Genomic DNA, 22,195 nt, shown 5'->3' with positions numbered 1-22,195 from the left:
ACTATCGCGGGCTGGGCACGAGGGACCGCAGTAGCGCGGGACCGGCCTGCTCCAGGGAAGGCAGTACGGTGCGGCCGGGCGCCGCCTCGATCGGCACGGCCGACGGCACGGCCAGTACCTGGCAGCCCGCCGCCTCCGCGGATGCCACGCCCGTCGGCGTGTCCTCCACGGCCACGCAGTGCGCGGGGTCCACACCGAGCAGCCGTGCCGCGGCCAGATACGGGTCGGGCGCGGGCTTGGTCCGGGGCGTGTCGTCCGCCGAGACCGTCACCGTGAACCGCTCCCGGCCCAGTACCCGCAGCACCATGTCGACCACCCGGCGCGGCGAGGCCGACACCAGGGCGGTGGTGAGCCGCTGCGCCCGCAGGGCGTCCAGCAGCTCCAGCGCGCCAGGGCGCGGCCGGATCTCATGGGCGACCAGCTCCGCGAAGCGGTTGTCCAGCTCCGCCGTCAGCTCGGCGCGGTCGCGGTCGGTGCGGGTGACCCGCAGCAGGTGCTGCGCGGTGTGCTCCACCGGGCGGCCCAGCACATCGGGCAGGTCCTGGTCGGAGAGCTGGTAGCCGAGGCCGGTCGCGGTGTCGGCGACCGCCTGCCACCACACCTCCTCGGTGTCCACCAGCGTGCCGTCCATGTCGAACAGAACTGCGGCCAGGGTCATGCGGCATGCGCCTCGATCAGCACCGGCCGCTCCGGGAGGGTCACGGTCGCCGCGGCGCCCGCCGCCAGGTCGCTGGCGCGGTGGCTGGGGATGTCGGCCTTGACCGTGGTGCCGTCGGCGAGCGTGACCGTCAGCCGGGTGACCGCGCCATGGAAGGCGGTGGCGGTGACCCGTGCGGATCCGTCCTCGTCGGCGGTGGCGTCGACCGCCTCCGGACGCACCAGTACATCGACCGCGCCCGACGTGTCCGCGGCGCCGCGGACCGGCAGTCGCTGCCCGAGGACCTCCACGGTGCCGTCGCCCGTCGCCCGACCCGGCAGCCGGTTCATGGTGCCGACGAACTCCGCGACGAACGCGGTCGAGGGCGTGTCGTACAACTCGGCGGGGCTGGCGCACTGCTCCAGACGGCCGTCCCGCATCACCGCGACGCGGTCGGCGGTGGACAGCGCCTCCTCCTGGTCATGGGTGACGAACACCGTGGTGATCGCCAACTCCTGCTGCAGCCGCCGGATCTCCTCCCGCAGCTGCACCCGGACCTTGGCATCCAGGGCGGACAACGGCTCGTCCAGCAGCAGCACCTTCGGGCGCAGCGCGAGCGCCCGGGCCAGCGCCACCCGCTGCTGCTGACCGCCGGACATCTGGTGCGGATAGCGGTCGGCGTGCTGCGGCAGGCCGACGAGCTCCAGCAACTCCGCCGCCCTGGCACGCCGTTCCGCGGCGCCGACCTTGCGCATCCGCAATCCGAACGCCACGTTGTCGGCGGCGGTCAGATGCGGGAAGAGGCTGTACGACTGGAAGACCATCCCGGCGTCCCGGCGGTGCGCCGGTACCTCGCTGATGTCCTCACCGTCCACCAGCACCTGCCCGGAGTCCGGATGTTCGAAGCCCGCCAGCATCCGCAGCGCCGTGGTCTTGCCGCAGCCGGACGGGCCGAGCAGCGCCAGCAGTTCGCCTTGGTGAGCGGTCAGGTCGAGCCCATCGAGGGCCTTGGTGGCGCCGAACGACTTGTGCAGCGACCGGAATTCGACGGTCATGATGCCGACTCCTGCGGAACGAGCGCCGGGGCGGCCTTGGCACGGGCCCGGCGGGGGATACGGGTACGGGAGCGGCCCGCGGCCGCGAACACCAGCAGTAGTGCCCAGGTCAGCAGCAGGCTCAACACCGAGACGGCGACCGACAGTTGGGCCTGGCTGCCGCCGATGCCGACGATCCACACCGCGAACGGCCTGAATCCCAGCAGCGCGCCGACGGTGTACTCGCCGAGCACCAGCGCCAGCGTGAGGAAGCTCGCGTTCATCAGCGCACCGCGCAGATTCGGCAGCACCGCCTGGAACACCGCCCGCACCGGGCTGGCGCCGCAGCTGCGCGCCGCCTCCATCAGCGTACGGACGTCCACCGCACGCAGTCCGGCGTCCAGCGCCCGGTAGGCGAGCGGCAGCGACATCACCGTGTAGGCGAGCACCAGCACCACGGGGAAGCTGGCGTTCTGCACGGCCACGAAGGTCTGGAACAACGGTGTGCGGGACAGGTACTGCGGACCCCAGCGCAGCACACCGCTGTATCCGGCGACCAGTGCGACCGAGGGCACCACGAGCGGTAGCGAGCAGACGACTTCCAGCAGCGGACGCAGCCGGGGCGCGCCGAGCCGCGCCGCGAGCAGGGCCGGGACCAGCAGTCCCAGCACCAGCACGATGGTCGCGGCGGCCAGCTCCAGGGTGAGCAGCAGGCTGCTGGTGAAGCCGCTCGCGCTCAGGATCCCGGTGTACGAGCTCAGGGTGAAGCCCTGCCCGGGCACATCCACGGTGAAGAGCACCGAGCAGGCGAGCGGCACCAGGAAGTACAGCCCGGCGATGAGCCCGACCGCACCGCGCCACCAGCGGATCCGGCGGTTCGTCAGGCGAGCCATCGGGCGCTCCTTCGCTGCAGGGGTACGTAGACCGCCATGACCGCGCCCGCGACGACGACCATGTCGATGCTGAGGGCGAGGGCCACATTGCCCTGGCCCACCAGGACGTTGCCGGACAGGGCGTCGGCGATCTGCGAGGTCAGCAGCGGCACCGAGCTGCCGACCATCGCGGCGGCGGTGGCGTAGGCGGCGAAGGCACTGCCGAACAGCAGCACATAGCCGCCGAGCAGCGAGGGCGCGAGCACCGGGAGCGCGACATGCAGCCAGTACTGCCACGTGGTGGCCCCGTTGTTGCGTGCCGCCTCCCGCCATCCTGCGCGCAGCCCCTCCAGTGCGGGGGCGATGGTCAGCACCATCAGCGGCAGCAGGAAGTACAGGTACACCACGACCAGGCCCCAGAAGCTGTACAGGCTCCAGCCCTTGGCGGCCAGCCCGAGGTGCGCGGTGAGCACACCCGCGTTGCCCAAGGTGGCCACGAACGCGAACGCCAGGGGAACGCCACCGAAGTTGGCGAGCACGCCCGAGGCGGACATGACGGCGTCCCGCAGCGCCCGGCTGTTCGAGGTCACCACCGCCTGCGCGAGCGGCAGTCCGAGCACCGTCGCCAGCAGCGCGGACAGCGCCGAGAGCTTGACGCTGCCCCACAGCGCGGTCAGATACGCGCCGTGTACCGAGGTGGTCATGTTGGACAGCGTCCAGTGCACCCCGCCGGGTGCGTCGGCACTGGTGGTGAAGGCACCGGTGCCGATGGCGATGGCCGGCAGACCGAAGGCCATCGCCATGAAGAGCAGCAGCGGGGCGACGGCAAGTCCGCCGCCCAGCCGCGATCTGATGGCTCTACCGCGTGGGAGTTCGGGGGCTTGCCCCCGCAACACACCGGTATCAGCCGAAGTGGCAACGTTCGTCACGAGACAGCCTGAGCCCACTTCTCGGTGACGACCTGCTTCGCCTTGTCGGTCTGGTCGGGGGTGGGGAAGGAGGGCACACCGCTGACCGCGGCGAGCTTGCCCGCCGCGGCGGAGTCCAGCGTTCCGGCCTGCTTCATGGCGGCCATCAGGGCCGGGCGGGCGTAGCCCTTGAGGAAGAGGTTCTGGCCCTCGGGGCTGTACAGGTACTCCTGCCACAGCCGGGCGGCCGCCGGGTGCGGTGCGGAGGCGTTGATCGCCTGCGAGTAGTACTGCGAGTACTGGCCGTCGGACGGCACCGTGACCTGCCAGTCGACGCCCTTGTCGCGGAACTCGTCCGCGTAACCGGAGTTGAGGTAGTCCCAGTCGACGGTGATCGGGGTCTCGCCCTTCTGGATCGTCGCCGGAGTGGCCTGCACCGGGTCGAAGTTGCCAGCCTTCTTCAGCTTGCCGAAGAAGTCGATACCGGGCTGGATGTTGTCGAAGGAGCCGCCGTTGGCCAGCGCCGCCGCGTACACCGCGCCGAAGGCCGCACCGGCCTTGGTCGGGTTGCCGTTGAGCGCCACCTGGCCCTTGTAGTCGGGCTTGAGGAGATCGGCGAAGGTCTTCGGGCAGTTCTTGACCCGCTTGGCGTCGCAGCCGATCGAGATGTAGCCGCCGTAGTCGTTGTACCAGCGCGCCTGGCTGTCCTTCTGGACGCCGGGGATCTGGTCGAATCCGGCCACCTTGTAGGAGGCGAACAGGCCCTGCTGGGCGCCGCTGAGCGCGAAGGACGAGCCCAGGTCGACCACGTCGGGGGCACGGTCCTGGCCCTTGCGGGAGGTGATCGCGTTCAGCTCGTCCTGGCTGGCGCCGCCCGGGTTCTCGTCCTGGACCTTGATGCCGTACTTCTTGGTGAACCCGTCGATGACCGCGCCGTAGTTCGCCCAGTCCCGGGGGAGGGCGATGGCGTTCAGCGTGCCCTCCTTCTTCGCGGCGGCGACCAGGCCGTTCATCCCGCCGAAGTCGGCTGCCGAGGTGGCGGTCGCGGCGCTCTTGCCGTTCGCCGTGGTGCTCGTGGCGGGCGCGGCGCCGCACGCGCTGAGGGTGAGTGCCGCGGCGGCCAGGACGCCTGCTGCGCCGATGGCCCGGGTTCTGGGCACGTTCACTTCGGTCTCCTTGCGAGGTTCTGGGAGGTGGCCAGGTTGGCTGTACAACTCGACGCGCCAAGTACGTACGAGCCGGGTGTCCGGAAAGTGAACGAGTGGCCGAGATTCGACGACGGTCCCAGGAACGACGCGGATTGGGTCATCGGTGCCGGTTAGGCTCCCGATCGAAGTACGTGGCACGCGCATGGATACCTGCAGGGACGGTGGACGGGGATGATCGTGGCGGACGGGCGCCAGGCGATGTACCGGAAGGTGGCCGCCGAGCTCCGGCAGGGCATAGCTGACGGCGCGTACGGCTCGGGTGGCCGGCTGCCCGCCGAGGCCGCGCTGGCGCAGACCTACGGCGTCTCCCGCGGCACCATCCGCCAGGCTCTCGCCCTGCTGCGCGCTGATGGCCTGGTGACCTCCCGCCGTGGCACCCGCCGGGTCGTCCTGGGCACCGCCCGGGTGCAGACGTTCAGCGAGACCGTCAGCTTCACCCGCTGGGCGCGCTCCCTCGGCGAGGAACCCGGCGGCCGGGTGGTGGACGTCGTACGACGACCCGCCGACGAGGTCGAACGCGAGAAGCTGCGGCTGGCCGAGGGCGAGGAGGTGTGCATGGTGCTGAGGGTTCGTACCCTCTCCGGGGCGCCGGTCATGGTCGAACGCTCGGTGTACCCACGGCACATCGGGGAGATCGTCGCCCAACTCGATCCGGCCGCCGTCTCGCACACCGTGCCGCTGGAGGAACAGGGCGTGCAGTTCACCGATGTACACCACACCATCGACGTAACCTTCGCCGACGCGGACGACGCCGATCTGCTCGGCTGCGGGATCGGTGACGCGCTGTTGCGCGAGCGGCGGCACAGCACCGATCCCGCCGGAACGCCCGTGGAGTGGTCCGAGGACCGCTATCTGCCGGGCACCGTGGCCTTCACCGTGCACAACTCCTCTGCGACCACCGGGCTTTCCCGCCGGACCACGATCTGACGCCGCGTCGGGCGACTCGCGGCGGCAATCAAGTCCGGTCAGCGGCCCCGTGGTTGGAGCCTCACCGCCAGCCATGCGCCACCTCCCGGAACCTCGCAAGGAGACCGAAGCGAACGTGCCCAGAACCCGGGCCATCGGCGCAGCAGGCATCCTGGCCGCCGCGGCACTCACCCTCAGCGCGTGCGGCGCCGCGCCCGCCACGAGCACCACGGCGAACGGCAAGAGCGCCGCGATCGCCGCCCGCTCCGGCACCTGGTAGCCCCCCGCCACCGGAAATCCCGAGATGAAGGCCCCGATGTGCTGCGCCAGGTCGACCGGCTGGGGCGGCACGGGCTTCCCCTCCTTGCTGCTCCGCGACTACCGGATGATCAACGTGGCGGCCACCGGCGCGGTTACGGCGAATGCCGCAGGCACCCGGCGATCTCCGCTGCGGGCGCGGCGAGTTGGGGCCGCTCCGGAGGGCCCCGGCCATGTCGCGTCGCCCCCGGACGCAGGCCGCCGCTGGATGCCGCGGCGCCGCCGGACCGGCCCCACGCGGCGATCCGTGCCCGCGCCCACTTCGGCCCCCGCACGTCCCGGACCGGAATCGGGGCCCCCACCAGCCCGGCTTCGGCGGGATGGTCCGTTGACAGCGCCGACGGCCGGGAACAGACTCGGGCGCGAGCCGCCGTGAACTTCAGTTCGCCAGGCGAACAGGGGCAATGCGCAGGGAAGGAAACCGATGAGTACTGGCGGGGCAGCCCGTGACGTGTACATCGCCGACGCGGTGCGTACGCCCATCGGCAAGTACGGCGGCGCGCTGGCGGGCGTGCGCCCGGACGATCTCGCCGCGCATGTGGTCCGGGCGCTGGTCGACCGTTCGCCGGAGCTCGACCCGGCTCGTATCGACGATGTCGTCCTCGGCAACGCCAACGGTGCGGGCGAGGAGAACCGCGATGTGGCCCGGATGGCCGTGCTGCTCGCCGGGCTGCCGGTCACCGTGCCCGGCTCGACCGTCAACCGGTTGTGCGGATCCGGTCTTGAGGCGGTCATCCAGGCCTACCGCGCGGTCGCGCTCGGCGACGCGTCGATCGCGATCGCGGGCGGTGTCGAGTCGATGAGCCGAGCGCCCTGGGTGGTGCCCAAGCCCGAGCGGGCCTTCCCCACCGGACACCAGGAGATGTACTCCACCACGCTCGGCTGGCGGATGACCAACGCCCTCATGCCCAAGGAGTGGACGGTCTCCCTCGGCGAGGGCGCCGAACTCGTCGCGGACCGGCACCGCATCACCCGCGAGGCACAGGACGCCTTCGCGCTCGCCAGCCATGAGAAGGCCGGCCGCGCGTGGAAGGACGGACTCTACGCACCGGAGGCCGTGCCGGTCGCCGGTACCGATCTGGTGCGGGACGAGACCATCCGCGACGCCACCTCGCTTGAGGCGCTGGCCAGGCTCAAGCCGGTCTTCCGCGCGGACGGCACGGTCACCGCGGGCAACGCCTCACCGCTCAACGACGGCGCCGCCGCGCTGCTGATCGTCGACGAGGAGGGGTTGCGAGCCTGCGGACGGGAACCGCTCGCCCGTATCTCGGCATCCGCGGTGACCGGCATCGAGCCGCAGTACTTCGGGCTGGGGCCGGTCGAGGCCGTGAACCGCGCCCTGGCCAGAGCCGGTCGCCGCTTCGCGGACCTGCTGACCTTCGAACTGAACGAGGCCTTCGCCGCCCAGGCGCTCGGCTGCCTCGCCGAGTGGCCTGAGCTGGACCCGGCCACCGTCAATCCGCGGGGCGGCGCCATCGCCATCGGCCATCCGCTCGGCGCCTCGGGCGCACGGCTGGCCGGAGCCGTCGCCCACCAGCTGGCCGCCGCGGGCTCCGGCACCGGACTGGCCGCGCTGTGCATCGGCGTCGGCCAGGGCCTCGCCCTGGTCCTCGAACGCTAGGGCCGACCCGGCGGGCCATCGGCACCGGCCGTGGGCGCCTGACCTCCGCTCCAGATCCATCGTGCTCGCCCACCCCGGCGGCCGGGAACTCGGCCGCCGGGGCGCCGAACGGCCCTACGGCGCAGACCGGCGGCGCCGAGCAGGCGGCAACCCGACGAAGATCCGCCGGACCGGACCCAGGAGACCGTGCATGAGTGTTTCGGGCATGAGTGTTTCGGAGGGCCCCGAGCCCTACCGCGGCGCCTTATGGCGGCAACCGGTGAACCCGCTGGTCGTGGTGGACGACCCGGAGGCGGTGGAACTGACCGGACCGGTGTTCGGCAGCGCCGATGTCACCGACCTGGACGGCGACCTCACCCGGCAGCGCCCCGGGGCGCCGCTGGGGGAGCGCATCACCCTCACCGGCCGGGTGCTCGACCGGGCGGGGTGTCCGGTACGCGGCCAACTCATCGAGATCTGGCAGGCCAACGCCGCCGGACGCTACGCGCACCGGCGCGACCAGCACCACGCCCCGCTGGACCCGCACTTCACCGGCGCCGGCCGCTGCCTGACCGATGACCAGGGCCGGTACCGGTTCACCACGATCAGACCCGGCGCCTATCCCTGGGGCGACCACTCCAACGCCTGGCGGCCCGCGCATATCCACTTCTCCCTGTTCGGCGCCGCCTTCACCCAGCGGCTCGTCACCCAGATGTACTTCCCCGGCGATCCGCTGCTCCCGCTGGACCCCATCCTGCAGTCCGTGGGCGATGACGCGGCCCGGCAACGGCTGGTCGCCGCGTACGACCCCGAACTGTCCACGCCGGACTGGGCGTTGGGCTACCGCTGGGACATCGTCCTCGGCGGACCGTCGGCCACCCGTACCGAGGGGGGCCGCCGATGACACCGCTGCCCACACCGTCCCAGACCATCGGCCCCTACTTCGGGTACGCGCTGCCGCATCCGGGAGGCGGCCAGATCGCGCCCACCGGGCACCCGGACACCATCACCGTGCGGGGTCGTGTCCTGGACGGTCACGGCGAGCCGGTCGACGACGCCCTGCTGGAGTTCTGGCAGCCCGCACCGGACGGCTCGCGCGCCGGAGCGCCCGGCTCGCTGCGCCGCGATCCGGTGGGTGGCGCGGCCATCGGCCGGGACGGCGTGGCCTTCACCGGGTTCGGAAGGGTCGCCACCGGCGCCGACGGGAGCTACGTACTGCGCACCCTGCCGCCCGGCGGTGCGCCGTATCTGTCGGTATGCGTCATGGCCCGGGGGCTGCTCCAACACCTGTTCACCCGCGTGTACTTGGGCGAGGCCGACGATCCGCTGCTGTCCTCGCTGGACGCCCGGCGCCGCGCCACGCTGGTCGCGGAGCGGGAACGCGCCGGGGTCCACCGCTTCGATGTGCGGCTCCAGGGCGACGGTGCGCACGAGGAGACGGTCTTCCTCGCCTTTGGGTGAACTCGGCCCGATGCACGGGTGGTCGGCGCCAGCCGGCCGCGCAACTTTTCGCCGACCACGTCTTGACGCGGGTCATTGGTCCAGGCCAATTTATTGGGCATGCGGTGACCGCGGTGTCCAGCGGGACGCCCGCGCCGAATGCGACCCCGCACGCCCGGACGACGTCGCCCCCACGACCGCGGCGCCCTCATCTCCCGTGCCGGGACGGTGTGCCCGACCACCCGTCCCGGCACGGGCCCCATCCCCCACACCAGGAGTCCGCCATGCCGCAACGCTCCGCCCTGCCCGAAACGCCCGCGAGGGGCACGGTCAAGCGCCGTACCACGGCGATGGCCGCGGCCGCCGCGCTCCTCGCGGGCGCCGCGGCGCTCACCACCGGCACGGACACCGCCGCGGCGGCCACCGCGCACCCGGCAGCCAGCGGCTTCGGGACCGTGTCCCCGTACGTGGACCTGTCGCTCTGGCCGCAGTACAACCTCGCAACGGGCGCCTCGACCGAGGGCACCCACTACTTCAACCTCGCCTTCGTCACGGACGGCGGAAGCTGCGATCCCAAGTGGGGCGGCGTCACCGATCTGTCGGACGCCGCCACCGCCTCCAACATCGCGGGACTGCGGTCGGCCGGCGGAGACGTCCGGGTGTCGTTCGGCGGTGCGAACGGCACGGAGCTGGCCACCAGCTGCTCCTCGGCCTCCGATCTGGCCGCCGCGTACCAGAAGGTCATCGACCAGTACTCGCTGACCTCCCTCGACTTCGACGTCGAGGGCGCTTCCGTGGCAGACACCGCGTCAGTCGACCGCCGCAACCAGGCGATCGCCGTCCTGGAGCAGAACAACCCGTCGCTACAGGTCTCGTACACCCTGCCGGTGCTGCCCAGCGGACTGACCTCCGACGGCGTCAACATCCTGACCAGCGCGAAGAACAACGGAGCGGCGATCGCCGCGGTGAACGTGATGGCCATGGACTACGGCTCGTCGTTCCCGTCGGACATGGGGCAGAACGCCATCGACGCGGCCACCGCGACGCAGGGCCAGATCAAGTCCGTATGGCCGGACCTCAGCGATGACCAGGCATGGAACAAGGTGGCGGTCACCCCGATGATCGGGCTCAACGACCTCACCAGTGAGACGTTCACCCTCGACAACGCCGCCGGTCTCACCTCGTTCGCCCAGAGCAGGCACCTGGCCTGGCTGTCGTTCTGGTCCGCGACCCGCGACCAGGCATGCCCGGGCGGCTCGACCGGCTACGCCCAGCCGACCTGCTCCTCCATCGACCAGAGCCCCGGCGCGTTCGGCCAGGCCATGAGCGGCTACACCGGCTGACGACCGGGCCGACGGCGAAGGGCCGCGGGCCGCGGCGGCGGCTCACGGCCCTTCGCCTCGCCCACCGTCAGGCCGTCGGCGGCATGGCGATCACGCCGAACACCCCGCCCTGCGAGTCACGCACCACGGCCATCCGGCCCGCGGGGATCTCGAAGGGCTTCTGCAGCACCGCTCCGCCTCGCTTGGTCACCTGGTCGACCGTCGCGTCGGTGTCGTTCACCGAGAAGTACGCCAGCCAGTGCGAGGGCGTGCCCTCGGGGAACTGGTCAAGGCCCTGCAGCCCGCCCACCGTTCGACCGCCCGCGTGCATCGTGTAGTAGCCGGGCATCACCTTGTACGGGGTGAAGCTGACGCCGAGCACCCGCGAGTAGAACGCGGCGGCGGCCTGCGGATCCTGGGAGTTGAGCTCGTTCCAGCACAAGGTGCCCGGCTCGTTGACGAGTTGGGCACCGACGAAGTCCAACGGCTGCCACAGACCGAAGGCGCCGCCCGTCGGATCGGCGCCGACCGCCATCCGGCCGACGTTGTCCGGGATGTCATGCGGCCCGGTGTAGACCTGGCCGCCGTTGTCGGCGACCGCTCGCAGTGCCTCGTCGAGGTCGTCCACCGACAGGTACGTGGTCCAGGCGGTCGGCGGCGCGGCCTGGCCGTCCATGGCCATCGCCTTGCCGATCCCGGCGACGGCTTTGCCGTGCAACGTACAGACCGTGTAGCCGCCCATCTCCTCCGGACCGATCTCACCGGACCAGCCGAACAGTTCGTGGTAGGAGTCCAGGGCGGCCTGCTGATCGCCCACCATCAGATCCACCCAGCACGGAGTCCCCACCGGGTACGCGGCTGTGACCTCGGACATGCCCTTCGCCTCCACATGTCGACGGTCCGCCGAAGGCCGCGGAGCACCACCGGCGGACGGTGTCCACTCCCTTTCTTTCCACACTTGCCGACCGGCGGAGCTCCCGCCACTCGGGGCTCGGCGGGCGGCCTCGGCGCGGCCGTTCCCAAGCGGCGCGATGGCGTCCGTCGTAGCGATCAGCCCGCCAGGACGTCGGTCGCGTGGTGCTCGGGGGAGACGCCCTGGACCATCACCACATCGCCGACCGAGTTCTCGGTGCGCAGCGGAAGGATCGTGTACCAGGCGCGGGCCCGCCCCAGGTCGGGGAAGGCGATGACGATCAACGAACCCGGCCAGCTGCCCTCGCGTAGCTCCACGTCGTCGCCGTGCACCAGGAACTGGCCGCCGAACGGCTTCAGCGTGTCGTCGATCCGCTCCAGGTACTCCACGATCGCCGGGCCCATGGTGACCTCGTGCAGGTGGGCTACGGCATATGCGGTCATCGGATTCCTCCGCGGGCGTCGGTCCTGCCCGGGCCGGACGGCCGCGGGTGGGACCGACGCTACGGAGCCCCGGGCGGCGCGGAATCCGTCATGCATAGGTACCCGGTCAGCGTGCGCCGGAGGTCTGGGTCGTCCGGGCCAGCAGCGTCATCGGATCGGCGCCGCGCATCATGCGCTCCAGGGTGTCGAGCAGTTCCGACGGCGGAACGGCGAGCACGCTGCACGTGGCGCGGGCCAGACAGTAGCGGCTCACCGAGCCGTGGAACAGGCGGCGCAGCCGACCACGCCGTCCGGTACCCACCACCAGCAGGTCATCCGGCCGGTCAGCGGTCTGGACCAGTGCCTCGCCGACGTCGCCGCGCACCACCTTGGCGTGGATCCGCAGCCCCTCCGGGTAGCCGCCGAAGGCCTGCTCGAAGGCGGTGTCGAGCCGCTTGCCGGCGGCGTTCTCCCACTCCTTGAGCAGCGGCGGGCACGGGCTGCGGCGGTACACGGCCTCGCCGCCCACCGGTGCCCAGGCGTGTACCGGTACCAGGAGGGCGTCCCTGCGGCGTGCCTCGCCCACCGCGCGGTGCAGCGCCGCGAGGCTGCTCAGCGTTCCGCCGACCCCGACGATGACTCGCGTGCCCTCGGTCATGATCGTTCGCTTCCCTTGTTCCGCTGTGCCCCTGGGCTCCCTGCTGATCCCAGGTGTTCCGCACATCCAGTGGACGTCCGGCGGGAGCGGGAAGATGACCGCCTTTACGGGCTCTCTACGGCCGCCGCTCGGTCCTTGACACCCCTTTGATGTCGATCCCGTGGGACGTGGCACGGCATGCGTATCCGGCCGCAGCCAAGGCCCCTGCCAGCCAGCCCGCAGCCAAGGCCCTACCAGCCAGAACGCAGCCGCGGCAGCTGGTCAGGCGCGCTGTGGCAGCCGCGGCAGCCGCTTCTCGTACAGCCATGAGCGGAAGAGCGAGTCCAGTTTCCGGTTGCCGTGCTGCTCGGCGAGGGCGATGAACTCCTCCGTCCCGGCGTTGCGGTGGCGGTACTGGTCCGCCCACGCCCTGAGCGTCGCGTAGAAGGCGTCGTCGCCGATCGTGGTGCGCAGCGCGTGCAGGGTGCAGGCGCCGCGTGAGTAGACCCGGTCGTCGAAGAGCCGGTCGGGGCCGGGATCGCCGATCCGCAGCCGCTGGCCCGCCTGGGCCAGGTCCGCCCAGTTGTCCGCCGCCAGCTGGTCGGCGCTGGAGCCGCCGGAATGCTCGGACCACAACCACTCGCAGTAGGTGGCGAACCCCTCGTTGAGCCAGATGTGCCGCCATTGCGCGAGAGTGACGCTGTTGCCGAACCAGTGGTGGGCGAGTTCATGCGCGACCAGGCGCTCACTGCCGCGTTTGCCGTCCACATGGTTGCTGCCGAACAGGGAGAACGTCTGGTTCTCCACCGGCTCGTCGAGTTCGGCCTCGACGACCACCGATCCGTACACCTCGAACGGGTACCGCCCGAACAGTTCCTGGAACAGCCGCATCATCTGCGGCTGCCGTCCGAAGTCATGGTCGAAGGCGGTGGCCAGCCGCATGGGGTACGCGTTGCGGATCGGTACCGGGCCGCCGTGCTGCGTGGTGAAGACGAAGCGGCCCACGTTGAGCGTGGCCAGATAACTGGCCATCGGCCCGGCGTGCTCATACGTCCAGGTCGTTCCGGAACCCGGTGCCGTCGAACGGTCGGTGAGCACTCCGTTGGCGACCACCTGGTACCCCTCGGGTACGGTCACCGCCACCCGGTACGCGGCCTTGTCGGCGGGATGGTCGTTGCACGGGAACCAGGAGGGCGCGCCCAGCGGCTGGCTGGCCACCAGCACACCGGGGGGCGAGTCCGTGGTGTAGTCCCAGCCGATGTCGCCGAAGGGGGTGCGCAGCGGTTTGGGCCTGCCCGAGTAGCGCACCTCGCAACTGAACGGCTGCCCGGGCGCCAGCGCGGTGGCCGCCGTGACCCGCAACTTGCCCCGTCGATGCCGGAATTGGGCGGCGACCCCGTCCACGCTCACCGCGGAGACGGTGAGCGCGGACGACAGGTCAAGACCGAATCCGGCCCCCGCGGCGTCGGCGGTCGCGGCCACTCGCGCGAGGCCGTCCAGCGCGCGGGTCGGCGGATGGTACGTCAGCCGCAGGTCGTACTCGGCGACATGGAATCCCGGGTCGCCATGGTTGGGGAAGTAGCGTTCCGAGGTCAGCGGCCGCGCCCTTCGGCCACCAGGCTCCCCGTGGGAGTCCGCCGCGGCGCACGACACCGGAAGCGAGAGCGCACCGGCCACGAACGCCCGGCGAGTCCACGGACACACGGTTCGATCTCCTTGGGGTTCCGGGGGGTTCCGGGGGGTTCCGGGGTCCGCGACGCCCGTCGTCGACGTCGCGGGCCCCGGAGGGACGCAGCTCACGCCGAGGCGACCGGCTCGGCGTCCGGCGTCCACGATGACACCGGGTTGCCCAGCCAGCGGGTGCCGGACGGCACCTGCTCACCGCGCATCACCAGGGACGACGGGCCGATCACGGTACCGTCGCCGACCGCGGAACCGGGCAGCACGATGGAGTGCGGACCCAGTGTCGCGCCTCGCCCCAACCGGACGCCGTCGACACGCATCAGACGGTCGTGGAACAGATGCGTCTGCAGCACACAGCCGCGGTTCACGCTCGCCCCGTCCTCCACCCGCACCAGATCCGTCTCCGGCAGCCAGTGGCTCTCGCACCACACCCCGCGCCCGATCCGCGCGCCCAGCGTGCGCAGCCACACGTTCAGCAGCGGCGTGCCGACCAGGGAACCGCCCAGCCAGGGCATCGCCAACTCCTCGACGAACACGTCGTACAGCTCGTTGCGCCACACGAACGAGCTCCACAGCGGATGCTCACCCTGCCGGAACCGCCCCACCAGCAGCCACTTGGCCGCCGTCGTGGTCACACACGCGACCGCGCCCGCCGCCAACACCAGCACACCGGCCAGCACCGTGGCCGCCGCCCAACCGTTGAGGTCGACCACCTCCTGCAGCGCCACGAAGGACACATCAGCCAGCACCGCGGTGCACAACAGCGGGATGAACCGGCACAGTTCCACCGAGGCCCGGGCCAGCACCAGACGGGCGGGCGGCTCGAAGGTACGGCTGGGATCAGCGCCGTCGGCGTTGCGGGCGACGGTGAAACCGGGCCTGCCGAGCCACGACGAGCCGGGCTCGGCCTGCGCGGGCGCGTCGGAGAGCACGCCGACCAGCGCCTCGTCGGGCAGCGACCGACCCGGCCCGACGATGCCCGAGTTGCCGACGAACGCCCGTCGTCCCACGCTGGACGTCCCCAACCGCAGCCAGCCGCCGCGCATTTCGTACGGCGCCACCAACGTGTCGTCCGCCAGGAACGCCCCGTCCTCGACCGACATCAGCCCCGGCAGCGCCAGTACCGTGGACAGCTCGGCCCGGCGCCCCACCCGCGCGCCCAGCAACCGCATCCACACCGGCGTGAACAGGCTGGCGTACAACGGGAAGAGGGAACCGCGGGCCTGGTCCATCAACCCCGAGGTGACCCAGGCACACCAGGCCGCCCGGCCGTGCGCCGGATGGAAGCCGGGCTTCAGCGCCCGTCCGGCCAGCCGGACCATGACCACCGTCAACGCCGCGTAGCAGGACATCGTCAGCACGGTCAGCAGGGGAGCGGTCCACAGCAGATCGCCCAGCAGGGTGCCCAGCGAGGCATCGCGCCCGGCGATCCAGTAGAGCAGCCCGAGCGCGGGCAGCCCGGACACCAGCGGCAGCAGGTTGAAGCCCAACAGCCCGGCCGCGTACGCCGGGTACCACCGCCGGGAGTGCGCATACCGCGGAGCGGGCCACTCGGCGCCCACCCGGCCCGCGCCCTTAACGGGCCTGGCCGGGCTGCCGGTCCAGCGCTGGTTCGCGGGTACCACCCCGCTCACACAGGAACCGGGCGCGATCTCCGCGCCGTCACCCACCGACGCACCGGGCAGCAGCATCGACCGCGTCGCCACCCGGGCGCCCGCACCGACACGCAGCGCCCCGAGGTGCAGTACGTCGCCGTCCAGCCACCAACCGGCCAGATCGACCTCCGGCTCCACGCTGCAGCCGTCGCCGAGTTCGGCCAGTCCGGTCACCGGCGGCATGGAGTGCAACTGGACGCCACGGCCGACCGTGCAGCCCAACGCGCGGGCGTACCGCGATGCCCATGGCGTACCGATCAGCTGCGGTACGCCGAACGTCGCCACCACCCGCTCGGCCGCCCACAGCCGCAGATGCACCGAGCCGCCCCGCGGATGCGCGCCCGGCCGCAGGCCCCGGGTGAGCAGCCGGGCCAGCCCGGCGCCGATGGCCAGCCGGGCGGGCGCGCTGTACAGCGCCACCCAGCCGCCCAGCACCACCCACCACGAGGTGTGCGGCGCCCAGGGCAGCGGACCCGACAGATTGTCGAGCGCGGCCAGCGCGAGCAGCCAGCGCAGCCCGGTGACGGTGAACAGGACGGCCAGCACCAGGCACTGCACGACCCCGGCGCGCCGCGGCGTCGGCCGGACCACCCGCTGCGCCCCGGACGACTCGCCGAACGAGTCCAGCCGCTCGGCCAGCGCCAGCAGCCCGGAGCAGTGGTAGACATCCGCGACGGACACATCCGGGTACCGCTCGCGCAAGGTGGAGACCAGCTTCGCGGCGGCCAGACTGGTGCCGCCGAGCGCGAAGAAGTCCGACTCGGCGGTGATCGGAAGGCCCAGCAGATCCTGCCAGCGCGCCGCGAGCCAGGCCGCGGTGCCCTCCAGCGCCTCGTCCGGCCGCGGCTCGGCATGCGGCAGCGGCCAGGGCAGGGCGTTGCGGTCGACCTTGCCCGAGGTGCGGGTCGGTAGTCCGTCGACCACGGCGAGTACCGGGACGAGTGACTGCGGCAGATGGTCGAGGAGTTGACGGCGGGCGGCCGCGACATCCAGCGGCGGCCCCGCCGGTACCAGGTAGCCGACCAGCACCTGGCCGCCGCCCGCCGTGCCGCGTACCGCGGCGGCGGCCGCCCGTACCCCGGGCAGCGCCTGCAACGCGGCGTCGATCTCACCGAGTTCAACCCGCCGCCCGGCCAGCTTGACCTGTTCGTCGGCGCGGCCGACGAACACCAGCCCTTGCCGCTCCGCGCGCACCAGGTCACCGCTGCGGTACGCGCGGCGGCCCGGCAGGGCGGGGTGCGCGCGGAACTTCTCGGCGTCCTTGGCCTCGTCGAGGTAGCGCGCGGTGCCGACACCCGCGATCACCAGTTCACCGGTCTCACCCCAGGGGACGGGACGGCCCTCGGTGTCCACGACGGCGAGTTCCCAGCCGTCCAGTGGAGTGCCGATGCGCACCGGCTCGCCCGGCACGAGCCGGGTGGCGCAGGCGACCACCGTGGTCTCCGTCGGACCGTAGGTGTTCCACATCTCACGTTCGCCGCCGAGGCGGTCCACCAGCTCGGCCGGGCATGCCTCGCCGCCGACGATCAACAGCCTCACCAGGTCGAGGGATTCCACCGGCCACAGGGCGACCAGGGTCGGAACCGTCGACACCACCGTGATCCCGCGCTCCACCAACCACGGCCCCAGGTCGGTGCCCGCGCGGACCAGCGAGCGGGGAGCCGGTACCAGACAGGCGCCGTGCCGCCAGGCCAGCCACATCTCCTCGCAGGAGGCGTCGAACGCGACCGAAAGACCGGCCAGCACACGGTCGCCGGGTCCCAGCGGAGCCCGCTGGAGGAACAGCCGGGCCTCGGCGTCGACGAAGGCGGCGGCGGAGCGGTGGGTGACCGCGACGCCCTTGGGCCGTCCGGTCGTTCCGGAGGTGAAGATGATCCACGCGTCGTCCTCGGGGGACGGTCTGCGGTGCCTGCCCTGCGGGGCGGCCTCGGGGCGGGCGAGCACCGAAAGACCGGACCCGATGACGGCGGACACCGCGGCCTCGGACCAGATCATCTCGGCCCGCTCATCGGGATCGTCGGCGTCGACCGGTACGTAGGCCGCACCGGCGTACAGCACGGCGAGAACGGCCACATACAGATCGGCGGTGCCGGAGGGCACACGTATACCCACCCGGTCACCGGCTCCGATGCCCTGTGCGCCCAACTTGTCGGCGAGCACGGTGACTTCGGCGAGCAGAGTGCGGTAGTCGAGGACAGCTTCCCCGGCGTCCAGGGCTGGAGCCGTGGGATGCGTCTGCGCGACCGTCTCCAGGATGTCGATGAGTGTACGGGCCGGGGCGGGAGGTACCGCCGGCCAGAGCGCTCCGGAGACGGGGGAAGTGGTCAGTAAGTCCTGCTGGGACGGAATTCGGCGCGCCGGGGCGGCGTACTGCGGTTGCAGTGTCAAGGAGAGTCCTTCTGGATTACGCCCTGTGCGGGCGGGCGTGTGTCACGGCTGCCGCCGCCCCGTACAGCGGCATTGTGTGACCGGGACGGCGGCCCGCCGGTCCGCGTGCGGAGCGGGAGCGGCGGGCTTGTCTGCACGTATAGAGACGCACGACGAGTTGGCGCAGTTGGTGGCAATGGCGCAAACAGTGGGCCAAGAGTGCGTAGGTCCTCCACAAAATCTGTTCGAAAAAATGTCAAGCGTCACCAGGAGACAGGGATAAGGCGTTGGTAAGCCAAGCATGAGAAGAACGTAAGAGGAAAATGAGAGAACGCCCGAGTCGCGCAACGGTGCGGATCTCGAACGGCTTTACCAGCCGGTTCTGGGGACTTAACGGCGATTTCAAAACCGTGTCGAAGGCCGCTTCGCCGAGCCGCGGCGGTCGCGGCCGGGTCAAGGGCAATCCGCAGGCGTGCTAAAATGCTCCGCCGCATGGCGGCAGCAGGGATTTGCCGCCGTCGGGGTGCCAACCACCACGTGGGGAAAGGGCGTTCAGACGACCGCCGTACTCGCCGTGGCAGCGGTATGGGGATTCCACCGCGACGGCGAACGATCACGATGCCGCGGACCCGCGGTCTCGCGGCCCGCGTACACCGCCACCACCAGCGCACCGGACGCCGTTCAGCGGGTAACGGCGCGTTGCGGGACGGGAATTGGGCCAGGATCCCCGCACGGAATTGGACCTGTATCTCACGCCGACTCAGGCGTACCGTCGCAGGGCGGAGCCAGCGGCCCGCTGATCCCGACTCCGCGTGTTCACACGCATTCACAAGGAGAGACATGGCGATTGATGCCCGCACCAAGGAAAAGGCCCTACGTTTCCGCGAGTTGAGCGCGGAAGGCGCCCTCCTGCTACCCAACGCCTGGGATGCCGCGAGTGCCGCGGTGATCGCTGCCGCCGGGGCCCGGGCGATCGCCACGACCAGTGCCGGGGTCGCCTGGTCGCTGGGGCGCGGGGACGGCCAGAAGATGAGCCGCGAGCAGATGGCCGAGGCCGCCGCCCGGGTCGCGGCGGCCGTTGACCTGCCGGTGACCGTGGACGCGGAAGGAGGCTACGGTTCCACCGAGGAGGACGTGGCGGCCACCGCCAGGGCGGTGGTCGCGGCCGGTGCCATCGGCCTCAACCTGGAGGACTCCAAAGCGGTCCGCGGGCCGCTGTTCACCGAGGAGGAGCAGGCCGCCCGCATCCGCGCGGCCCGGGAGGCGGCGGCCGAGGCCGGACTGCCGGAACTGGTGATCAACGCCCGTACAGATGTGTACCTGTTCCAGATCGGCGCGACCGAGGACCGTCTCGACGATGTGCTGGAGCGCGCCGCGGCCTACGCCGAGGCGGGCGCTGACGGCATCTTCGTCCCGGGCCTGCTTGATCTGGACACGCTGCGCAAGCTCGCCGACGGCTGCCCGCTACCGCTGAACGTGCTGGCCACGCCGGGCGGCCCGAGCGTCGCCGAGTTGACCCGGGCCGGGGTGCGCAGGATCAGCCTTGGCGCCGGTGTGGCCCGGGCCGCGTACACGGCGGCCCGGCGGGCCACGCTGGAACTGCTGACCGAGGGCACCTACACGGCGCTGGACGGTTCGCTGGACTCCGCTGGTCTGAACAGCCTGTTCGGCTAGCCGATCGACGCGCCGTCGTCCGCTGACAGCGCAGGACGGCGCCCCCACACCGAAATCGTGACCTGTGGGATGTCGACAAAGGCCGGGTCCTTCAGCAGATCGAAGAACTGCTGAAGGTCCGTCTCCGTGATGAGGCCGTCGGCGACCAGAGACGGACCCGCCTGGTTGATGAGCGGAAACCAGCGGTCCTTGTCGAGGCACCCCATACAGCCCAGGTTCCCGGCGAACCCCACGTCGCCCAGTCCGCTCCGGGCGAGGACCGCGGGAACGCCCCGTGCCCAGGTCAGATCGGCGCCATGCTCGTTGTACTTGCGCTCGTAGGCCGCCATGAGCCGCTGGACCACCGGAAACGGGGAGGTGTCCGCGGGGAGTTGGTAAGGGTCCTCGATGACCAGCCAGCCGCCGGGAGCCAGCCATCCGGCAGCCCGTTCGATGATCTCGTCGCGCTCCGGTAGATGGCAGAGCAGATAGCGGGCGTGAATGAGGTCGAAGCTCGCTGGTGGGTAGTCCTCGTGGATGATGTCGGCCTTCTGTACCACGAGGTTGGCGGCCCGGTCGGCGTCGAGGTGCTGGGTGTCGATGTCGACGGCCACCACTTCTCCGTCCGGGCAGCGCCCGGCCAGCCAGTAGGCGATGGATCCGGCACCCGCACCCAGTTCCAGGCAGCGCCAGGACGGTGTGATGGAGAGGTCCTGGATGATCGCGATCGTCCGCGAGTCCACGCTCTGCTGGATGGACTCCAGCCGGGTGCGTTCCTGCGGAGCGTTCTTGCCCAACATGCCGGTGCGGTAACGGTTGGTGGATGCGGGACGGTCGGAGTTCATAGTTCTCGCTGGATTCCTGGTTGCGGCTGGTACTGGAGCGTGTCCGTGATCTTCTCGCCGTATCCGTCCGGAACGGCGGTGGAGTACGTGGGCGTGGAGTACGTCGGCTGCGACGGGGCGGAAAGGAACGACTGGGAGAGTCGGCGCGCGCGGCGGACCTCAAGCAGAAACCCGATCTCGTCCTGGAGGTCGCGCCCCTGGAAGCTCGTGGGGTCCAGCGGATTCGGCTGCGGTGCGGCACCCGCCGCCTTGGCCCGGCGGGCCTCCTCCAGCCAGCACGCGACCACGGCGGGCTCGATCCGATGCTCGGGCAGACCGAGCAGGCCGACGTGCTCGCGGGCGCGTGCCACGGTCCCGGGCGTCACATAGTCACGCAGGATCAGTATGGCGTCCCGGATCTCGATGACTTCCCGGTACAGACGCAGATAGACGGAACGAGGTCCACCGAGGGTCTCGCGGAACCGGCCGCGCGGACGGTCCAGGGCGACGTGCGGAACAGCCCCGACGAGATCCCGCCACAGTGGTGACAGCCGCCACAGGGCCGTCGCGTGCCGGATGAGCCGGGACGCCATCAAGAGGAGCGGCAGCGAGGTTCCCGCGGTCATCAGCCAGGCGGTGATGCCGATGTTGAGCGGGAACAGCGCCCTCAGCCAGGCGGGGCGAGCGAGCAGGAACGCCAGCACCACGGACCAGAACACGGTGGACGACAGGAAACCGCCGGCGAGCAGCACCAGGCCGACGCGCAGTGGGCGATCCCGCTGCGCCTGACGGCTGTAGCGCACGCACATCACGAGACACGGAATGGTTCCGGTCAGATGCGCGGCGACCAGGATCCACCAGAACAGGCTGTACCACGGCACGGACTCCGAGGTGACGCAGCCTGAGTGCGGCGCGATGGTGGAGTTGAGGGTGATCAACGCGACGGTCGTGACGGCCATCGAACCGTAGATCAGCCACGGGCGCCGCCGGGAGACGGCGGCCAGCACGAAGTCCAGGATGAGGGCCGAGCTGAAGACACCCCATACGTTCATGAAGAGGCCGCAGCTCTGGGCGAAGACGAAGGTCCGGTTGATCGCCGCGGTAACGGGGTCCAGATAGACGGTGATCGACCCGGCGAGACCGGCCACGGCGAGCAGGAGCATGCGCTGCTGGTGTGAGCGCCGGGCTGTCGGCAGTCGCAGGAACACCGCCAGCCAGAGCGCCAGCGCGCCGGAAAGTTCGACGGTGGAGCCTAAGTGGTAGACCGAAGCGTTGTCCATGACTCCTACTCGCGTATTCCGAGGGACACTTCGAGTTTGCCGCGCACTCCGGTCGACGGCAGCGGGGCGAGCGTTCCGGCGGTTGCCCGAATCAGGCTCGCGACGAGTTCGGCCTCCTGTTCCTGCTCGGTGGTGTAGCTGGTGCGAGCAAGGACTCGGCTGATCGCTTCGGGACTGAGGTTCGGCAGCAACGCGGCCAGCGCGCCATGGCTTTCCCGGCTGCCGTTGTCGTGATGCATCAGGATATGGCCGATTTCATGGAGGGCGATGTGCTCTCGATGGAACTGGGTGGTCTGCTCCTCGACGTAGATTTCATCGGCCGTGTCGGTGGAGATGACCAGTCCGCACGCATGAGCCGCGAAGCCGCTGGGCAGGCTGCGGAGCCGGATGGCGCGGCCGCGCTGTAAGGAGAGATCGTGGATCAGGCCTTCCACGGAGAACGGCCGGGGCAGATCGAGCGTACTGACCAACGCCTGGCACTTCTTCCGGATGCGCCGTGTGGTCATGGTCTAGCCG

Annotated in this window: 20 protein-coding genes; 7 read left to right on the top strand and 13 right to left on the bottom strand. The window is 71.0% G+C overall.

The annotated features are described in order from the left end of the window. Position 1: 1 nt before the first annotated feature. Genes P2L57_RS31845 through P2L57_RS31825 form a run of 5 tightly spaced genes read right to left on the bottom strand, consistent with a single transcriptional unit; the run spans position 2 to position 4,611 of the window. Positions 2 to 658: an HAD family hydrolase gene (locus P2L57_RS31845; protein ID WP_275820462.1), complete on the bottom strand. Its 657-nt coding sequence runs from the start codon at positions 656 to 658 to the stop codon at positions 2 to 4. After that, a complete protein-coding gene (locus P2L57_RS31840; RefSeq protein ID WP_275820460.1) occupies positions 655 to 1,692 on the bottom strand; it encodes an ABC transporter ATP-binding protein in 1,038 nt (345 codons plus the stop codon). Before P2L57_RS31840 ends, P2L57_RS31845 begins: the two co-directional genes overlap by 4 nt. Further along, the gene (locus P2L57_RS31835) at positions 1,689 to 2,564 is read right to left on the bottom strand and encodes an ABC transporter permease (RefSeq protein WP_275820458.1); all 876 of its coding nucleotides are present in this window, start codon (positions 2,562 to 2,564) and stop codon (positions 1,689 to 1,691) included. The genes P2L57_RS31840 and P2L57_RS31835 overlap by 4 nt, the downstream gene beginning before the upstream one ends. Then, entirely contained in the window at positions 2,552 to 3,472 is a 921-nt protein-coding gene (locus tag P2L57_RS31830) for an ABC transporter permease (RefSeq protein ID WP_372516010.1), read from the bottom strand. Before P2L57_RS31830 ends, P2L57_RS31835 begins: the two co-directional genes overlap by 13 nt. Beyond that, positions 3,469 to 4,611, bottom strand: a complete 1,143-nt coding sequence (locus P2L57_RS31825; protein ID WP_372516013.1) for an ABC transporter substrate-binding protein — start codon at positions 4,609 to 4,611, stop codon at positions 3,469 to 3,471. The genes P2L57_RS31830 and P2L57_RS31825 overlap by 4 nt, the downstream gene beginning before the upstream one ends. 219 nt (positions 4,612 to 4,830) lie before the next feature. On the opposite strand from P2L57_RS31825, the gene P2L57_RS31820 reads away from it, so the two are divergent. The 6 genes from P2L57_RS31820 to P2L57_RS31795 all read left to right on the top strand — a co-directional run bounded on the left by P2L57_RS31820 (position 4,831) and on the right by P2L57_RS31795 (position 10,266). After that, the gene (locus tag P2L57_RS31820; RefSeq protein ID WP_275820454.1) at positions 4,831 to 5,586 is read left to right on the top strand and encodes a GntR family transcriptional regulator; all 756 of its coding nucleotides are present in this window, start codon (positions 4,831 to 4,833) and stop codon (positions 5,584 to 5,586) included. A 115-nt stretch (positions 5,587 to 5,701) separates the two neighbouring features. Continuing rightward, positions 5,702 to 5,845, top strand: a complete 144-nt coding sequence (locus tag P2L57_RS31815) for a hypothetical protein (protein ID WP_275820452.1) — start codon at positions 5,702 to 5,704, stop codon at positions 5,843 to 5,845. Between the two features lie 462 nt (positions 5,846 to 6,307). Further along, a complete protein-coding gene (locus tag P2L57_RS31810; protein WP_275820450.1) occupies positions 6,308 to 7,504 on the top strand; it encodes a thiolase family protein in 1,197 nt (398 codons plus the stop codon). Between the two features lie 205 nt (positions 7,505 to 7,709). Next, a complete protein-coding gene (gene pcaH, locus P2L57_RS31805; protein ID WP_275820448.1) occupies positions 7,710 to 8,387 on the top strand; it encodes a protocatechuate 3,4-dioxygenase subunit beta in 678 nt (225 codons plus the stop codon). Beyond that, the gene (gene pcaG / locus P2L57_RS31800) at positions 8,384 to 8,944 is read left to right on the top strand and encodes a protocatechuate 3,4-dioxygenase subunit alpha (protein WP_275820446.1); all 561 of its coding nucleotides are present in this window, start codon (positions 8,384 to 8,386) and stop codon (positions 8,942 to 8,944) included. Before pcaH ends, pcaG begins: the two co-directional genes overlap by 4 nt. 263 nt (positions 8,945 to 9,207) lie before the next feature. Next, positions 9,208 to 10,266, top strand: coding sequence for a chitinase (locus tag P2L57_RS31795; RefSeq protein WP_275820445.1), 1,059 nt, complete (start codon positions 9,208 to 9,210; stop codon positions 10,264 to 10,266). Positions 10,267 to 10,333: 67 nt separating this feature from the next. Here P2L57_RS31795 and P2L57_RS31790 read toward each other — a convergent pair whose 3' ends face one another. The 5 genes from P2L57_RS31790 to P2L57_RS31770 all read right to left on the bottom strand — a co-directional run bounded on the left by P2L57_RS31790 (position 10,334) and on the right by P2L57_RS31770 (position 17,883). Continuing rightward, on the bottom strand, positions 10,334 to 11,119 hold the full coding sequence (locus P2L57_RS31790) for a VOC family protein (protein WP_275820443.1): 786 nt from the start codon (positions 11,117 to 11,119) through the stop codon (positions 10,334 to 10,336). Between the two features lie 176 nt (positions 11,120 to 11,295). Continuing rightward, positions 11,296 to 11,601, bottom strand: a complete 306-nt coding sequence (locus P2L57_RS31785; RefSeq protein ID WP_275820441.1) for a DUF1330 domain-containing protein — start codon at positions 11,599 to 11,601, stop codon at positions 11,296 to 11,298. A 106-nt stretch (positions 11,602 to 11,707) separates the two neighbouring features. Further along, complete coding sequence (locus P2L57_RS31780) at positions 11,708 to 12,238, bottom strand: universal stress protein (RefSeq protein WP_275820439.1); 531 nt, start codon at positions 12,236 to 12,238, stop codon at positions 11,708 to 11,710. A 261-nt stretch (positions 12,239 to 12,499) separates the two neighbouring features. Continuing rightward, positions 12,500 to 13,921 carry a M1 family metallopeptidase gene (locus P2L57_RS31775; RefSeq protein ID WP_275820437.1) on the bottom strand — a complete coding sequence of 474 codons (1,422 nt, stop codon included), beginning with the start codon at positions 13,919 to 13,921 and terminating at the stop codon, positions 12,500 to 12,502. 92 nt (positions 13,922 to 14,013) lie between these two features. After that, the gene (locus P2L57_RS31770; RefSeq protein ID WP_372516012.1) at positions 14,014 to 17,883 is read right to left on the bottom strand and encodes a Pls/PosA family non-ribosomal peptide synthetase; all 3,870 of its coding nucleotides are present in this window, start codon (positions 17,881 to 17,883) and stop codon (positions 14,014 to 14,016) included. Positions 17,884 to 18,762: 879 nt separating this feature from the next. Between P2L57_RS31770 and P2L57_RS31765 the strand changes: the two genes are divergently transcribed. Continuing rightward, positions 18,763 to 19,596 (top strand): isocitrate lyase/phosphoenolpyruvate mutase family protein, encoded by an 834-nt coding sequence (locus P2L57_RS31765; protein ID WP_275820435.1) that lies wholly within the window; start codon positions 18,763 to 18,765, stop codon positions 19,594 to 19,596. Here P2L57_RS31765 and P2L57_RS31760 read toward each other — a convergent pair. The 3 genes from P2L57_RS31760 to P2L57_RS31750 are packed head-to-tail and all read right to left on the bottom strand — an operon-like array spanning position 19,593 to position 22,185. Next, entirely contained in the window at positions 19,593 to 20,420 is an 828-nt protein-coding gene (locus P2L57_RS31760; protein ID WP_275820433.1) for a class I SAM-dependent methyltransferase, read from the bottom strand. The genes P2L57_RS31765 and P2L57_RS31760 overlap by 4 nt on opposite strands. Next, positions 20,417 to 21,679 carry an MAB_1171c family putative transporter gene (locus tag P2L57_RS31755; protein WP_275820431.1) on the bottom strand — a complete coding sequence of 421 codons (1,263 nt, stop codon included), beginning with the start codon at positions 21,677 to 21,679 and terminating at the stop codon, positions 20,417 to 20,419. The genes P2L57_RS31760 and P2L57_RS31755 overlap by 4 nt, the downstream gene beginning before the upstream one ends. Positions 21,680 to 21,684: 5 nt before the next feature. Further along, complete coding sequence (locus P2L57_RS31750) at positions 21,685 to 22,185, bottom strand: ImmA/IrrE family metallo-endopeptidase (RefSeq protein WP_275820429.1); 501 nt, start codon at positions 22,183 to 22,185, stop codon at positions 21,685 to 21,687. Positions 22,186 to 22,195: the final 10 nt, after the last annotated feature.

This window comes from Streptantibioticus ferralitis (genome assembly GCF_029223525.1).
In the GTDB taxonomy this organism is placed as follows: domain Bacteria; phylum Actinomycetota; class Actinomycetes; order Streptomycetales; family Streptomycetaceae; genus Streptantibioticus_A; species Streptantibioticus_A ferralitis.
Note: the sequence above shows the minus strand (reverse complement) of the source record. Positions and strands in the feature narration are given on the sequence as shown.